Origin of the sequence: Affinundibacterium amnicola, assembly GCF_014284275.1 — a bacterium.
Taxonomy (GTDB): domain Bacteria; phylum Pseudomonadota; class Gammaproteobacteria; order Burkholderiales; family Burkholderiaceae_D; genus Undibacterium; species Undibacterium amnicola.
On record NZ_JACOFU010000001.1, the window covers coordinates 550,448 to 564,955 of the forward strand.

Below are 14,508 nucleotides of genomic sequence, written 5' to 3' on the forward strand. Positions count from 1 at the left end.
ATTTATGTACACAGCAAGTGGTAAATCAGATAAGAACTCAATACTCACCGAGCATGCGCCCTTGGTGAAGCGTTTGGCTTATCAATTAAAAGCGAGATTGCCACCTAGTGTTGAAGTTGATGATTTGGTTCAAGCCGGCATGATTGGATTGCTAGATGCTGTTAACCGCTATGAAGATAACCATGGCGCGCAATTTGAAACCTATGCGATTCAACGAATTCGTGGTGCGATGTTGGATGAATTGCGTAGTAGTGATTGGCTACCTCGTGGCGTTCGGCAAAATATGCGTAAGATTGAAAATGCGATGAACGAGCTGCAGCAAAAGCTTGGGCGGCCGCCTATGGAAACTGAGTTAGCCAAACATTTAAAGTTGACGCTGGTCGATTACCAAGAATTACTCGGTGAAAGCGGTGGTCATCAATTATTGTATTACGAAGATTTTCATGATGCGGATACCAAGGAACACTTTCTCGATCATTTTTGTAATGACGACCGTTCCGGTGATCCGTTGCAGGACTTATTGCACGGAGATTTTCGTGACGCGGTGGTTTTTGCCATTAATAGTTTGCCTGAGCGTGAAAAGTTATTAATGGGTTTGTATTACGAACAGGAATTGAATTTGAAAGAAATTGGCGCGGTGATGGGTGTTTCTGAATCTCGCGTTTCTCAATTGCATAGCCAAGCTGTCGGCCGGCTGCGTGCATCTTTAAGGGAGCGGGCGTGGACCGGGCTAGCTTAATCGGAATTATTCTTGTTGTTACAGGCATTCTCTCTGGACAGTTACTTGAAGGAGGGCAGCTGTCCTCTTTGGTTCAGCCTGCGGCATTCGTTATCGTGGTGGTTAGTACGATTGGCGCAGTATTGCTTCAAAGTCGAATGTCGACCTTTATTCGTGGCATTAAATTGTTGAAATGGATTGTGTTGTTGCCAGAAGATAAAAGTCGTAAAAATGTACAAGATGCTTTGGTTTGGAGTGTCGTGGCGCGACGTGAGGGATTTTTAAGTTTGGAACGCTATATCGATTCAGTTAAAGATCCGTTCATTGAAAAAGGTTTGAAATTGGTCGTTGATGGGATTGATCCCGAGCGTATTAAAGATGTTCTTGATGTCGATATTTCTTTTTACGAAATGGAACAGCGTCAAGCAATCAAGATTTGGGATGCAGCAGGTGGATATGCTCCGACCATTGGGATTTTAGGTGCTGTACTAGGCTTAATTCACGTCATGGAAAACTTGACCGACCCAAGTAAGCTGGGCAGCGGCATTGCCGTTGCATTCGTCGCAACGATTTATGGCGTGGGCTTGGCGAATCTGTTTTTCTTGCCGATTGCGAATAAGCTCAAAGAGATTGTCGGAAAAGAGGTCGTGCGCAGAGAAATGCTGGCGGATATCTTTTTTAGTATCGCACAAGGCGATAGTCCGAGAATAGTTGAAGAGCGTCTGTCCAATCATCGGCAGAAAAAATCCTAGCTAGAAAAATGATTGCTTCGTAATTTGTTTAATTGAAATCTCAAGTCACAAATCACAAATATTTAGATTGATTTCTCTATATGGCACGTAAGAAGTATCAGGAAGAACCCGATAATCATGATCGTTGGCTAGTCTCTTACGCTGACTTCATGACCTTGCTCTTTGCTTTTTTTGTGGTTATGTATGCAATCTCTTCACTTAATGAAGGTAAGTACAGGGTATTGTCTAGTTCATTGACTGGTGCATTTGGCGCAAACGTTGTCGCTGCAGGCGAAATTCCGGATTTGAAAAAACATCAAAATGCGGTGATTGATACCCTACCGCTCATTCGCCCTAGAAATACAGAACCATTAAAAAAAGAGCGCGAAAAAATGACCCAAGTCGCACGCGATATTATGAGTGTGCTGGAGCCACTTGTACGCGAAGGTAAAGTGCGTGTTACTCAAACAAGTCGCGGTGTTTCCATTGAAATTAATGCCAGTTTGCTTTTTGCTCAGGGCGAGGCGAAGCTCAATACTGATTCACTTGAAGCATTGAAGGCCATTGCTGAGGTACTGAAATTAGATAGTCATGCAATACAGGTTGAGGGCTTTACCGATAATCTTCCGATTAAAAACTCAACTTTCCCATCAAATTGGGAATTATCGGCAACGAGAGCAAGTACCGTTGCGCGTCTGTTTATGGAAAATGGCGTAGACGAAAATCGTATCACGGCAGTCGGTCAAGGTCCGAAGTTTCCTGTGGGTTCAAACGAAACTGCGGAAGGGCGAGCTAGAAATCGGCGTGTCGCGATTACTATTCTTTCGGTATTGCCAGAAACACCTGTTGATGTTCCAGTTTCCCCTGGAATCAAGCCTTAGGCTAGCATCAAGCCTTAAGCTAGCAGATTTACTTTTTTGATTTGAAGTTGGATATGACTGAAGTTACTTCAGCTAAAGAAGCGTATTGACTGCTAAGGTTTGAGAGGGGGCGGCGCTATAAATTCCGCAAATTGCGTCTAATGGCTAGCCTGCAACAATGCCACGATTTGCGTTAGATTTGACTTTGGATTGTCCATCAGCACCATACATAGAACCAGCCTGATGAGCGCTGCCACTTTGTAGCACATTTAATGCTGCTTGATTTTTACTCAGTTGGCGATTGATTAACTGCCCATTATTTTTATTTTGTTCTTGCGCAGCACTGGAAATCGCTAGCAGCGACTTCCATGCCAATTCTAATTCCGCGTTATGCGAATTCATGGCGAGGAATTGGCTCATACCAACCGCATCATTGCTTAAGCCAAGTTGCGCTAATACTTGGCTTCGACTTTTTTCCAGTTCAACAACTTTGCTCAGCAAGCTATTTTTGTTCGGCGTAATAACTTCCAATTTATCAGATTCGTTATCGATCAATACCAATTGCTCTTCTTCTAAGAGTTGAGCCAAAGACTGCATGACATCAATTTCATGATGGATGATCTGCAAAACTTGTGCGGTATTGTTCAATGATTGATTCATGTTGGTTGTCTTCTGGCATTCAGTAAATCTTTGACAGTTTCCAATAATCCATCTGCGACCTTTTCTGCATCGACTTGGAAACGTCCCTCGGCTATTGCTAATTTGATCTCTTCGACCTTTTTTGCTTCAAATACCGCACCAGTTGCCTGAGTGCGTTGCATGGTTTGTAATTGCACGGACATGGGCGAAATCTGCACATTGATCGAAGGTGTGGTAACCACCTTCGCATTGTCGCCAGCTTTATCCGCACGTGGCGCCGGAGGACTGCTAGGAAGTCCTTGGGTTGAGTTTAGCGAATCATTAATTTTCACGATGTTACCTTTGAGGTTGGATTAACATACATCTACACTCTTTATAACGGCTCGCTTATTTTAAACTTTAACCTTATTTCAGTAATTCTTATGTTGATTTAAAAGTATTGCTTTTGTAAGCTTTACTGAACTTCAATGAATCCGCCAGAACGTGCAATTCCACTCACTAAAACGCCAGACTGTGTTTTCGCTTTAGTTATCTGTCCTTCGCTGGCATTGTTGAGTGCAATGGCGTCATTTGAAACCCGAAATCCAGCACCTTGACTAATAATTTTGATACTTTGACCTTGTTGAATTATTGGTATTAGTTTGAACATGTCTGCTCGCAAACTCACGCCGGCAGGGTAGCCTGACTGCATTGTCTTTCCGATTGCATTGTCGATAGACAGAATGACGCCAGGAGCTTGATTGCTAATTTCACCGCGAATCTTCACTACATCTTTCTCTGTTATTTTTTGTCCAGCATTAACTGGACTTTTGGTTGCGTAGTAATCGCCAAAAACACGCACTTGCGCGGCAACATAAATGGTCCACGCTTTTGGTTTGGTGCAACGGACCCCAACCGTTAATTTTCCCCAAGCTTTTGTGCCGGGTGGAAGAAAACCGACTAACTCATCACAACTCTGTAGTTTTAGTCGAGAGTCAATTGGTTTGACGCCAATTTCGATATCGTTGTTTAGTTGGCTTGTCTGTAATCGTAAAAAACGCTCGACTTCTTTGGAAATCGCTATCGATTGTTCGCTTTGCGTTGTTGCAATTTGTCCAAGTGCCTTGGCGTGCATTGTCAAAATAATGATGGCGAATATTAAGCGGCTTAAGTGTTTCACTTCAATTCCCTTTTCCCTTTTGCATTCGCTTGCTGTGTTATTGCAGCTCAGTTGCAACTCAATTGCTACGATTAGTGATGACTAACTACTTGATTCACTGGCTTAGTGAGTAAGTGTATTTTAGGCGGAGTGGTTGAACTCGAAAGTCAGAATAAGCAGGTCTTTCCGTGTTTTATCTACGGATCAAAATAGACGCGACCAACTTACTATGCACCTTAACGGAAACCGCCATCAAGTTTGCTTGGTGGTCATGCAGAATGTTTTGAGTTAGATCGGAGAGGGTTTATGAATAAGCTAGACGACTATATGCGCTTTCATCAGCTCGCCTTATCCGTGAGGGGGCAGCGTCAGCAATTGCTTGCTTCAAATATCGCTAATGCCGACACGCCTAATTATAAAGCGCGTGACGTTGATTTTGGTGCGGCGATGAATGCAGCGCTTTTGAAAACCAATAATGCAGCAGATCTGAGTAAAACCGTTGATGCCCATATGAGTCGCGCGGGAACAGTGGCAGGTTTGCCGCCGGCATTTCGCCCAGAGGTGCAAGGGAATGTCGATGGCAATACGGTTGATATGGATGTTGAACGTAATGAGTTTACAGAAAATGCACTGCGTTATGAAGCTAGCCTGACGATGATTAACATGCAAATCAAAGGTCTGCTTTCCGCAATTCAAGGTTAAATACAAAGGCACAAGGGTAAAAATCATGTCCTTATTTAAGATATTCGATGTTTCCGGTTCAGCGATGAGTGCTCAAGCACAGCGTTTGAATGTGGTCTCAAGCAATCTGGCAAACGCGGATAGCGTCACTAGTTCAAATGGGCAGGCGTATAAGGCAAAGCAGGTGGTGTTTAGCGCGATGCCAACTTCAAATCCAGCTTCTACTGCAGTGAAAGTTTCACAAGTGGTGGAGGACCCAAATCCGCCAAAGATGATGTATGACCCTAAGCACCCATTGGCGGATGAAAAGGGTTATGTGGCGATGCCAAATGTGAATGTGGTTGAGGAAATGGTGAATATGATTTCTGCTTCGCGTTCATATCAAACGAATGTTGAAACGATGAATGCTGCAAAGTCGATGCTGTTGAAGACTTTGAGTATCGGTCAATAAACCTGATCTCGTAGAGAGGCAAAAAAGATGAGCACTATCAATACCCAAACACAAACAGTCGATCCAAGTTTGCTCGCATCGATGAATGGTTCGCGCACAACTAAAAGTGCTGCGCAAGATGCACAAGATAAGTTTATGACCTTGCTTGTTACGCAGATGAAAAATCAAGATCCACTTAATCCTTTAGATAATGCGCAGATAACTAGCCAATTGGCACAGCTTTCAACCGTCACTGGAATTGATAAGTTAAATGAGACGATGTCCGCGATGAGCGGCAGTTTTAAAAGTAGCCAGAGTATGCAAGCAGCTTCACTGATCGGGCATGGCGTGGTGGTGCCAGGTACCAATGTTGAATTAAAAGATGGTAAGTCTGTATTGGGTTTCGACTTGCCACAAAATGCGGACAAGATTCAGGTAAAGATCCGAGATCAGAGTGGCGCCTTAGTAAAAACGCTCGATTTTAATAATATGACGAGTGGGTTTAATTCAGTTAGCTGGGACGGCAAAAATGAGTTGGGTGCGGTCGCTGCGAATGGTAATTACAGTTTCGAAGTGAAAGCAAATGCTGGTGACACGAAACTTGATGTGACGCCTTTGAGTTTTGGACTTGTTTCCAGCGTATCTTTTGGTGGACAAGGAACAATGTTGAGTATTTTGAACGGTGGTGAAGTGGCTCTGTCTGATGTGCGACAAATGTTTTGAGGATGAAGTTTTTTTCATCGACATGATTTGATGAAAAAGAAAGTATTTGATTTTTTTGTGTGAATTGGCGAGCTTGATTAAGCGAGCTATTTATATGTCAGACAGTCGCAAGTAATTGGATTTCATTATTTGCAATATATGTCCAAAGTAGAGGAGAAGTATCATGGGTTTTCAACAAGGATTGAGTGGATTAAATGCTGCATCCAAATCACTAGACGTAATTGGTAATAATATTTCCAATGCAAACACGGTTGGATTTAAGATGGCGCAAGCACAGTTTGCCGATGTGTATGCGAATTCTCTCAGCGGTGCAGGTGGTGGCGGTGCAGGGATTGGTGTCAAAGTGCAGACGGTGGCACAGCTGTTCACGCAAGGAAATATCTCCTCTACTAATAATCCGCTGGATATCGCGATTAACGGTGCAGGTTTTTTCAGGATGTCGACAAACGGTGCAATTACCTATAGCCGAAATGGACAGTTCTCGTTGGACAAAGAAGGTAATATTGTGAATGCCCAAGGGGCAAAGTTGACGGGTTATGCTGCTGACACGAACGGCGTGCTGTCAACGGGTTCAGCTGTTCCCTTGAATATTAATACCAGTGATATTCCTCCAAAAGTCACCGACTCGGTATCGGCATTATTGAATCTTGATTCTCGTGCCTTGGTTCCTGGCACCCAACTTCCAGTTGCGTCTCCACCTGTTATCACTCCGATTGCATTCTCGTTGACAGATCCGCTGTCGTATAACAATGCTACCTCGGTTGCGGTGTTTGACAGCTTAGGTAATTCCCATGTGCTACAAACCTTCTATGTGCGCAGAGATCCTATAGCAACGCCTCCAACCGCACCAGCAACATCTGAGTGGGATGTTTATGCTGCTGTTGATGGTTTGTCGATCGGTTCCGTGTTGCCTGCTCCACCTGTACCTATTGGACGTGTTGGATTCGACAACCTCGGTAAGTTGACAGGCGCTACGCCGCCATTCGCAGCGACAGATCCAAATGCATTTTCAATTTCAATCCCTGTTTTAACGGGTGCAGCAACGCCATTTGTTGTGAAATATGACTTAACAGGGACGACGCAATTTGGTGCGGTATTTAGTGTGAATGCGATTAAGCAAGATGGATACACATCTGGCAAATTATCAAAATTTAATACTGCGAAAGATGGCACGATTGTCGGTAGCTATACGAACGGTAAAACATCAGTGCTAGGACAAGTAGTAATGGCGAATTTTACCAATGCTAATGGTTTGCAGTCGCTAGGCGACAACCAGTGGACAGAGACAGCCACATCTGGAGCTGCCTTGGTTGGGCCACCAGGTTCTGGTAGTTTGGGTTTGCTAACTTCGAACGCCACAGAGGATTCTAATACCGATTTAACCGGTGAGTTGGTTAATATGATCACCGCACAGCGCGTGTATCAGGCCAATGCACAAACGATTAAAACTATCGATCAGATTTTGCAGACTTTGGTCAATTTACGATAATTTTGTGCTCTGTTTTTGTTTGGAAATTGAGGTGGGAGGTATGCGATGGATCGACTAATTTATACCGCGATGACAGGAGCTAAACATATCCTGGAGCAGCAAGCGACGACATCGCATAATCTCGCGAATGCAACAACGACAGGGTTTCGTGCGCAGATTGATTCTTTTCGTGCCGTACCTGTGATTAGTGAAGGACTTCCAACTCGTGCATTTGTCGTTGACGCGACTGTCGGAACAGACTTTTCCAGTGGGAGTTTGCAAAATACAGGTCGAGAACTTGATGTTGCGATTCAGGGCAAAGGTTGGTTGGCTGTGCAAGCAGAAGATGGCAGCGAAAAAATGACGCGACATGGCAGCTTGAAGATTAGTGAAAATGGTGTACTACAAACACACAGCGGTTTGACAGTAATGGGGGATGCCGGCCCCATCACAATCCCGCCAGAAGTCACGATTGCGATCGCTAAGGATGGCACTGTTTCCAGTATTCCTATGGGAACAAAACCCAATGCGGTGCAAGTGTTAGGACGCTTGAAATTGGTGAACCCTCCAGAGGCAAATATTGTACGCGATGCCGATGGCCTGTTTAAAACAAAAGATGGTGTCGCTCCAGTTGCTGATGCAGCCGTTTCTGTAGCGGGTGGCATGCTTGAAGGTAGCAATGTCAATGTGGTTGAGTCTATGGTGACGATGATTAATCTGGCTCGTCAGTTCGAAATGCAAATGAAGCTATTGAGTAATGCCGAGAGTAACGCTACAAAAGCTAGTCAAATCCTCGCATTGAGTTAATGCAAAACATTGCAGAATATCGCAAAGCATGAATTTGTGTGAAGTCATCGTTTTGCGACGAAATCTCACACTGCAAATGAACAGGAGAAGCGCATGATACGCTCATTATGGATTGCAAAAACTGGCCTCGATGCGCAACAGACGCAAATGGATGTCATCACGAATAATCTGGCAAACGTTAGCACCACTGGATTTAAACGTTCACGTGCGGTTTTTGAAGATTTGTTATATCAAACAGTGCGTCAACCAGGCGCGCAAAGTTCTCAGCAAACGCAATTGCCTTCTGGATTGCAACTGGGTGTCGGTGTTCGACCTGTTGCGACTGAGCGTATTTTTACGCAAGGTAATCTGCAACAAACAGGTAATAGCAAAGATCTTGCAATCAATGGGCAGGGTTTTTTTCAAGTGTTGATGCCGGACGGTACGACTGGCTATACCCGAGATGGCTCATTTCAGGTAGACAGCCAAGGCCAGATGGTGACATCAAGTGGCTTCGTCATTCAACCAGCGATTACGATTCCCGCAAATGCACAGTCGATTACTGTAGCGCGTGATGGTACGGTATCTGTGACACAACCAGGCTCTGCCGCCCCAGTTCAAGTGGGGTCTATTCAATTGGCCTCATTTATTAATCCTGCTGGCTTGATGAGCTTGGGTGAAAATCTGTACGTAGAGACCGCAGCATCTGGCAATCCAGGAACAAATGCACCTGGTACGAATGGCGCCGGTCTCTTGGTGCAGTCATTTATCGAAACTTCAAATGTGAATGTGGCCGAAGAGCTCGTGAGCATGATTCAAACTCAGCGTGCCTATGAAATTAACAGTAAGGCGATTACGACCTCTGATCAAATGTTGCAACGTTTGTCGCAGCTATGATGCGAGATTAATTGGATGGACTGCTTGCTTATTTATTTGATTCAGTACGCTAGTCAAGTCTTCGCCCAGTTAGAAAGTGCAAAATGAAAATATTAAAATGGATTTGGTTGATGGTTGGGGGAATGGTGTTGTCTGCTTGTAGTACGACACCTCCAGCAATTGTGCATCAGACTGGGGTAGTACATTCACAGAGTGCAAAAAATCAACGTGAAACAAATGGCGCAATTTTTCAAGCGGCCAGTTATCGACCTTTGTTTGAAGATGTAAAGGCACGCATGATAGGCGATGTATTAACGATCGCGATTAGTGAAAACACTTCTGCAACCAAAGCTGCTGGCTCCTCAGGTAGTAAATCCGGAAGTGCGGCGTTTGCTGCGCCAACGATATTTGGTATTCCGACGACGACGACAGCCAAGGCCTCCATTGCTACTAATGCCTCTACCAAGTTTGATGAAAAAGGTGCAGAGACTGCCAGCAATTCATTTACTGGCACAATTGCCGCGACGGTGATTGATGTTCTGCCAAATGGCAATTTATTGGTAAGCGGTGAAAAGCAAATCGCCTTCAATAAGGGCGCCGAGTTTGTGCGTTTTTCTGGTGTGGTGAATCCACAAACAATTACCGCATCAAATCAAGTCTCTTCGACGCAGGTTGCCGACGCGAGATTTGAGTATCGTTCAACTTCACGTGTTGATCTGGCGGAGGTAAGTTCTTTGCTGACCAGATTCTTCCTTAGCGTATTACCATTTTAAAGTGAGCGTGTGCTATGGATAAATTTAAATTTTCTGAATTGCACATCAAGCGATATCGTCGTTTGCTGTGGCAATTAATGGCCTTGACTATTTGTGTAGTCTTGAGTGCGCCAAGTCATGCTGAGCGTTTGAAAGACTTGGCTGGTATTCAAGGAGTGCGACAAAATCAATTAATGGGTTACGGCTTGGTTGTTGGTTTGGATGGCAGTGGTGACCAGACCACCCAAACGCCATTTACTGTGCAAAGTATTATTAGCATGATGCAGCAGATGGGCGTAACTATTCCTGTCGGTACCAGTTTGCAATTAAAGAACGTGGCGGCAGTCATGGTGACAACATCTTTACCGCCATTTTCACAACCAGGGCAAACATTAGACATAACTGTGTCATCAATGGGAAATGCGAAAAGCCTTAAAGGTGGAACTTTATTAATGACTCCGCTTAAAGGCGCTGACAATCAAATTTACGCGATTGCGCAAGGAAATATTCTGGTCGGCGGTGTTGGCGCTTCTGCCAATGGCAGTCAGACACAGGTGAATCATTTGAGTGTCGGTAAAATATCCGGCGGTGCGACAGTGGAACGCGCTGTGCCATCACCGATAGGTCATGGAAATTCAATTCAGCTTGAGTTAAATACCGCTGATTTTTCAACAGCTAGTCGTGTTGTGGAAGCGATTAACAAGCGATTTGGTCCAGAAACAGCTGCGGCAGTTGATGGTCGGGTGATACAGGTGAAAGCCCCTCAGGTAAATGATCAGCGTGTCGCTTTTCTCGGCGCATTAGAAAGTATCGAAGTGACGCCTGCGCAGACAGCTGCGAAAGTAATTTTGAACGCGCGCACTGGTTCAATTGTAATGAATCAGTCTGTTAGCTTAGAGACCTGTGCTGTCGCTCATGGTAATTTGAGTGTCGTCATCAATACCGACAATGCCGTTAGCCAGCCAAATGCTTTGAGCAACGGACAAACCGCAGCAACACCAAATTCAAATATTTCGATTACGAAAGAGGGTGGTCAATTGTTGATGCTAAAAGCGGGAGCATCTTTAGCGGATGTGGTGAAGGCTTTAAATTCAATTGGAGCAACCCCGCAAGATTTATTAGCTATTTTGCAGGCGATGAAATCTTCAGGTGCCTTGCGTGCAGATCTAGAAATTATTTAATTGAATTGATGCTAGGTCAACACGCCCTAGATAAGCAAAGCAAATTTATAGGGTTTAGTAAAATCGGCACTGGCGTTCTTGGGCTTGCCTCGCCGTTCAATGGAACTGACTTCGGCACCGCGTTTAGTCCGCGCAAATTTGTGTAAATCCTAATTTAAACAGGAGAAGTGATGATTGGTCGTGCAGATTTATCCGAAAAACTTGCATTTGATAGCAAGGGGCTTGACGCATTGCGTCACGCATCAAAGGATAATTCTCCCGAAGCATTGAAGGCCGCGGCAACGCAGTTTGAAGCGCTCTTTGTCAGCATGATGTTAAAGTCGATGCGACAAGCTGGTAGCCAAGAGGGGATGTTCGATAATGAACAAAGCCGTATGTACACATCAATGCTCGATCAACAATTGTCGCAAAAAATGGCAAGTCGCGGAATTGGCTTGGCAGATGCGATGGTCAGACAGCTGTCGAATAATGCAATGAATCAGGTTTTGCAAACTGAAAATGCACCACCCTTAGCTTTAGGTGGTTTGGGCGGCGTGAATCAATACATACAACAACAAAGTTACGCCGCAAAATCGGAGCAGTTACTTAGCTCAACTGGCGGGATCGAATCCAATTCAAGTGCTCGTCATGTTCAAGAATTTACCCGGAAATTAGGAGTACATGCTGAATTGGCAAGTCAGGGAACTGGTATTCCTGCCAAATTTATGCTCGGGCAAGCAGCTTTAGAGTCGGGCTGGGGAAAGCATGAAATTAAAGCACTTGATGGCTCGACTAGTCACAACGTGTTTGGAATTAAAGCTAGCGGAAACTGGAGAGGTCGTACAGTTGATGCATTAACTACTGAGTATGTTAATGGTGTTGCATATCAGAAGGTGGAGAAGTTCCGCGCTTACGATAATTACGGTGACGCGTTTAAAGATTATGCAAAATTGATTCGTGATAATCCTCGTTATCAATCCGTGCTGCAAAATGGCGGTGATGCCTCTCAGTTCGCACATGCCTTGCAAAAAGCCGGTTATGCAACGGATCCACAATACGCTCAAAAGTTGACGAAAGTGATACAACAATCATTTTCAGGCTAGTTCGGAATCTTTGTTGAATTAAAGTTTTCTTGTTATGGCCCGTTAAAATAAGAGTCGGAAGCCAGAAAAGCTTTCTCCATACGGTAGTGTGAAGATTATATTTGAGTGAATAGGTTGAATTATGGGTACCAATATTCTAGGAATTGGGCAAAGTGCGTTGGCAGCGGCTCAGATGGGCATAGCCACGGCTGGACATAATATCTCCAACGTTAATACTCCAGGTTATAGTCGTCAGGTAATGCTGCAAAGTGCAGCGGCTGCGCAGAATGTTGGCGGCAGTTTTATTGGGCAAGGAACTGTTGTCGGAGAAGTACGACGTATTTACAATGAATTTATTGGACAGCAAGTTAATGCAACCCAATCCTCAAAAAATTATGCGGCAGCTTATTTAAATCAAGTCCAGCAAATTAATAATTTGGTCGCGGATCCTACTGCAGGGATCTCTCCGGCCATGCAAGAATTCTTCAGCTCTATACAAAATCTAGCAACCAGTCCAAATGGTACTGCTGGGGCAGCCGCTCGCCAAGCAGTTCTCTCGAATGGCTCCTCACTGGCGTCCAGAATTCAAAGCATGGGCGCGCGTTTAGACCAAATATCAGATGATGTCAGCAATCGGATTGGTCAAACGGTTACAAGTATTAATGGTTATGCGAAGCAAATTGCTGATTTAAATGATTTTATTGAAACTGCTCAATCTGTATCTGGTGGTGCAGCACCAAATGATTTGCTCGATCAGCGCGATAATGCGGTTACTGAATTGAGTAAATTAGTGAGTGTTTCTGTCGTGAATCAAGGCGGAAAATATAATATTTTCATGGGAACTGGTCAGCCTTTGGTACTGGGTGCGAGTGTTAGTGTGTTACAGCCAACAAGTTCGCTAACTGATCCAAGTAGACTTCAAGTTTCTTATGAAAGTAATGGCGCCTTAATTCAATTGAATGAGAAAAGCATCACCGGTGGTGAACTTGGCGGTCTATTCGCGTTCCGTTCGAATACACTGGACATGGCTAAGAATTCATTGGGCCGCGTTGCTGTCTCGATTGCGACTGAATTTAATGATCAACATAAATTAGGACAAGACCTAAATGGGCAGGTAGGTAAAGATTTCTTTTCGATTGCTGGACCAGTTTCGACACCTAGTGGTGCGAATCTTGGCACTGCGAATATGGCTGTTTCTTTTTCTGACGTTGGCGCATTGACGACTAGTGATTATCGTGTCCAGTACCTAGCGGGTGTGGGGCCTGCGGCTAACTACTACAAAATAACGCGTGTGTCGGACGGTAGTGTGCAGACATCGGAGACATTGCCTGCTGTTGTCGATGGCTTAAGTTTTAATCTGGCAGCAATTGGTGCTCCCCCTACAGTAGTAACGCCTACTGTCAACGATGAGTTTATGGTGAGACCAACGGCGCAAGCGGCGTCGTCAATTAGTTTGGCAATCACAGATATTTCGAAAATTGCTGCGGCAACTCCCGTTACTACCAGCTTACCAAGTACAAATTTAGGTAGTGGAAAGTTTAGTACTGGTGTAGTCAACTCGTTGGTTTCTACCACCAGCAATTCTGCGAATGCGGTGATTGGGTTCGTGACCGTAGGTGACTCTTATAAAAGTACCACTTTGGCAGCGCCACTGAATTTAACTTTTGCGACAGCACCAAATAGCTTGGCTGGTTTTCCTATTGGTGCATTGGTTTCGGTAACAAACGGCGGTGTCACTTCAAATTATGAAGTTGCCGCAGCAGCAGCGCCAGCTGCAACACCGCCTCAAGTAGTCAATGTGCCATATACCAGTGGTGCTACCGTAACTTATGGTGGCGTTAGTTTTGTGATCAAAGACAATCCAGCTGCGCCAACTGCAGGCGATACTTTCACACTTGCCAGTTCTTTGCCTATTACGCCGACGACCTTAACCTATAATTCTGCTGGAAATAATTTTACTGGCTTTCCAGCCAATGCCAACGTGACAGTAAAAAATGGTGGCACGACAACGTCGTATGTTGCCGGGTCTCCAATTCCCTATATCGAGGGATCAACCATCAGTTTCAATGGTTTAAGTTTTAATGTGTCAGGTGCATATGCAAATGGTGATGTCGTTAAGATTACGGGAAATCCTTCTGGTTCTGGGGATAATCGAAATGCGACTTTTTTAGCCGGATTACAAACCAAGAACACAATGGCCTCGGGCACAACAAGTTTTCAAGGTGCTTACGGACAATTTGTCAGTAATGTCGGTAACAAAGCACACGAGATGGAAGTGACGACCAAAGCTGAAACCAAGTTATTGACACAGGCATTACAAGCACAGCAATCCGAATCTGGTGTTAATTTAGATGAAGAGGCTGCAAATTTATTGCGCTACCAACAGGCCTATCAAGCCGCAGGAAAGTTGATGCAAATTGCCAGTCAGTTGTTTGATGCTCTATTGGCGTTGGGAAGATAAGAG

Annotated in this window: 16 protein-coding genes; 13 read left to right on the forward strand and 3 right to left on the reverse strand. The window is 44.5% G+C overall.

The genetic code is table 11. The annotated features are described in order from the left end of the window. Window positions 1-4 precede the first annotated feature (4 nt). The 3 genes from H8K33_RS02480 to motD all read left to right on the forward strand — a co-directional run bounded on the left by H8K33_RS02480 (window position 5) and on the right by motD (window position 2,330). Window positions 5-739: an RNA polymerase sigma factor FliA gene (locus tag H8K33_RS02480; RefSeq protein WP_186889382.1), complete on the forward strand. Its 735-nt coding sequence runs from the start codon at window positions 5-7 to the stop codon at window positions 737-739. Beyond that, entirely contained in the window at window positions 721-1,470 is a 750-nt protein-coding gene (locus H8K33_RS02485) for a flagellar motor protein (protein ID WP_186889383.1), read from the forward strand. The genes H8K33_RS02480 and H8K33_RS02485 overlap by 19 nt, the downstream gene beginning before the upstream one ends. A gap of 80 nt (window positions 1,471-1,550) precedes the next feature. Continuing rightward, window positions 1,551-2,330, forward strand: coding sequence for a flagellar motor protein MotD (gene motD, locus H8K33_RS02490; RefSeq protein WP_186889384.1), 780 nt, complete (start codon window positions 1,551-1,553; stop codon window positions 2,328-2,330). A gap of 144 nt (window positions 2,331-2,474) precedes the next feature. Here the strand turns inward: motD and H8K33_RS02495 are convergent, their stop codons facing one another. The 3 genes from H8K33_RS02495 to flgA form a co-directional block, all read right to left on the reverse strand. Beyond that, entirely contained in the window at window positions 2,475-2,969 is a 495-nt protein-coding gene (locus H8K33_RS02495) for a flagella synthesis protein FlgN (protein WP_186889385.1), read from the reverse strand. Continuing rightward, window positions 2,966-3,280, reverse strand: coding sequence for a flagellar biosynthesis anti-sigma factor FlgM (gene flgM, locus H8K33_RS02500; RefSeq protein ID WP_186889386.1), 315 nt, complete (start codon window positions 3,278-3,280; stop codon window positions 2,966-2,968). Before flgM ends, H8K33_RS02495 begins: the two co-directional genes overlap by 4 nt. Before the next feature lie 122 nt (window positions 3,281-3,402). After that, a complete protein-coding gene (flgA, locus tag H8K33_RS02505; RefSeq protein ID WP_186889387.1) occupies window positions 3,403-4,107 on the reverse strand; it encodes a flagellar basal body P-ring formation chaperone FlgA in 705 nt (234 codons plus the stop codon). A 285-nt stretch (window positions 4,108-4,392) separates the two neighbouring features. Between flgA and flgB the strand changes: the two genes are divergently transcribed. From flgB to flgK, 10 genes are all read left to right on the forward strand, one after another. Then, window positions 4,393-4,788 carry a flagellar basal body rod protein FlgB gene (gene flgB, locus H8K33_RS02510; RefSeq protein ID WP_186889388.1) on the forward strand — a complete coding sequence of 132 codons (396 nt, stop codon included), beginning with the start codon at window positions 4,393-4,395 and terminating at the stop codon, window positions 4,786-4,788. Window positions 4,789-4,813: 25 nt separating this feature from the next. After that, complete coding sequence (gene flgC, locus H8K33_RS02515) at window positions 4,814-5,218, forward strand: flagellar basal body rod protein FlgC (protein ID WP_186889389.1); 405 nt, start codon at window positions 4,814-4,816, stop codon at window positions 5,216-5,218. A gap of 27 nt (window positions 5,219-5,245) precedes the next feature. Continuing rightward, on the forward strand, window positions 5,246-5,920 hold the full coding sequence (locus H8K33_RS02520; protein ID WP_186889390.1) for a flagellar hook assembly protein FlgD: 675 nt from the start codon (window positions 5,246-5,248) through the stop codon (window positions 5,918-5,920). A 163-nt stretch (window positions 5,921-6,083) separates the two neighbouring features. Next, window positions 6,084-7,409 carry a flagellar hook protein FlgE gene (gene flgE, locus H8K33_RS02525; RefSeq protein ID WP_186889391.1) on the forward strand — a complete coding sequence of 442 codons (1,326 nt, stop codon included), beginning with the start codon at window positions 6,084-6,086 and terminating at the stop codon, window positions 7,407-7,409. Between the two features lie 45 nt (window positions 7,410-7,454). Further along, a complete protein-coding gene (flgF, locus tag H8K33_RS02530) occupies window positions 7,455-8,195 on the forward strand; it encodes a flagellar basal-body rod protein FlgF (protein WP_186889392.1) in 741 nt (246 codons plus the stop codon). A 93-nt stretch (window positions 8,196-8,288) separates the two neighbouring features. Further along, entirely contained in the window at window positions 8,289-9,071 is a 783-nt protein-coding gene (gene flgG, locus H8K33_RS02535; protein WP_186889393.1) for a flagellar basal-body rod protein FlgG, read from the forward strand. Window positions 9,072-9,154: 83 nt separating this feature from the next. Continuing rightward, window positions 9,155-9,823, forward strand: coding sequence for a flagellar basal body L-ring protein FlgH (locus H8K33_RS02540; RefSeq protein WP_186889394.1), 669 nt, complete (start codon window positions 9,155-9,157; stop codon window positions 9,821-9,823). Window positions 9,824-9,900: 77 nt separating this feature from the next. Next, a complete protein-coding gene (locus tag H8K33_RS02545; RefSeq protein ID WP_281387252.1) occupies window positions 9,901-10,983 on the forward strand; it encodes a flagellar basal body P-ring protein FlgI in 1,083 nt (360 codons plus the stop codon). A gap of 170 nt (window positions 10,984-11,153) precedes the next feature. Then, window positions 11,154-12,065 (forward strand): flagellar assembly peptidoglycan hydrolase FlgJ, encoded by a 912-nt coding sequence (gene flgJ, locus H8K33_RS02550; RefSeq protein WP_186889395.1) that lies wholly within the window; start codon window positions 11,154-11,156, stop codon window positions 12,063-12,065. Between the two features lie 121 nt (window positions 12,066-12,186). After that, window positions 12,187-14,505: a flagellar hook-associated protein FlgK gene (gene flgK / locus H8K33_RS02555; protein WP_186889396.1), complete on the forward strand. Its 2,319-nt coding sequence runs from the start codon at window positions 12,187-12,189 to the stop codon at window positions 14,503-14,505. The last annotated feature ends 3 nt before the right edge of the window (window positions 14,506-14,508 follow it).

Bases quoted from the DNA above. Each gene is read 5' to 3' on its own strand.
- H8K33_RS02480 (WP_186889382.1), top strand. From the start codon at position 5: ATGTACACAGCAAGTGGTAAATCAGATAAGAACTCAATACTCACCGAG.
- motD (WP_186889384.1), top strand. From the start codon at position 1,551: ATGGCACGTAAGAAGTATCAGGAAGAACCCGATAATCATGATCGTTGG.
- H8K33_RS02495 (WP_186889385.1), bottom strand. From the start codon at position 2,969: ATGAATCAATCATTGAACAATACCGCACAAGTTTTGCAGATCATCCAT.
- flgB (WP_186889388.1), top strand. From the start codon at position 4,393: ATGAATAAGCTAGACGACTATATGCGCTTTCATCAGCTCGCCTTATCC.
- flgC (WP_186889389.1), top strand. From the start codon at position 4,814: ATGTCCTTATTTAAGATATTCGATGTTTCCGGTTCAGCGATGAGTGCT.
- H8K33_RS02520 (WP_186889390.1), top strand. From the start codon at position 5,246: ATGAGCACTATCAATACCCAAACACAAACAGTCGATCCAAGTTTGCTC.
- flgE (WP_186889391.1), top strand. From the start codon at position 6,084: ATGGGTTTTCAACAAGGATTGAGTGGATTAAATGCTGCATCCAAATCA.
- flgF (WP_186889392.1), top strand. From the start codon at position 7,455: ATGGATCGACTAATTTATACCGCGATGACAGGAGCTAAACATATCCTG.
- flgG (WP_186889393.1), top strand. From the start codon at position 8,289: ATGATACGCTCATTATGGATTGCAAAAACTGGCCTCGATGCGCAACAG.
- H8K33_RS02540 (WP_186889394.1), top strand. From the start codon at position 9,155: ATGAAAATATTAAAATGGATTTGGTTGATGGTTGGGGGAATGGTGTTG.
- H8K33_RS02545 (WP_281387252.1), top strand. From the start codon at position 9,901: ATGGCCTTGACTATTTGTGTAGTCTTGAGTGCGCCAAGTCATGCTGAG.
- flgJ (WP_186889395.1), top strand. From the start codon at position 11,154: ATGATTGGTCGTGCAGATTTATCCGAAAAACTTGCATTTGATAGCAAG.
- flgK (WP_186889396.1), top strand. From the start codon at position 12,187: ATGGGTACCAATATTCTAGGAATTGGGCAAAGTGCGTTGGCAGCGGCT.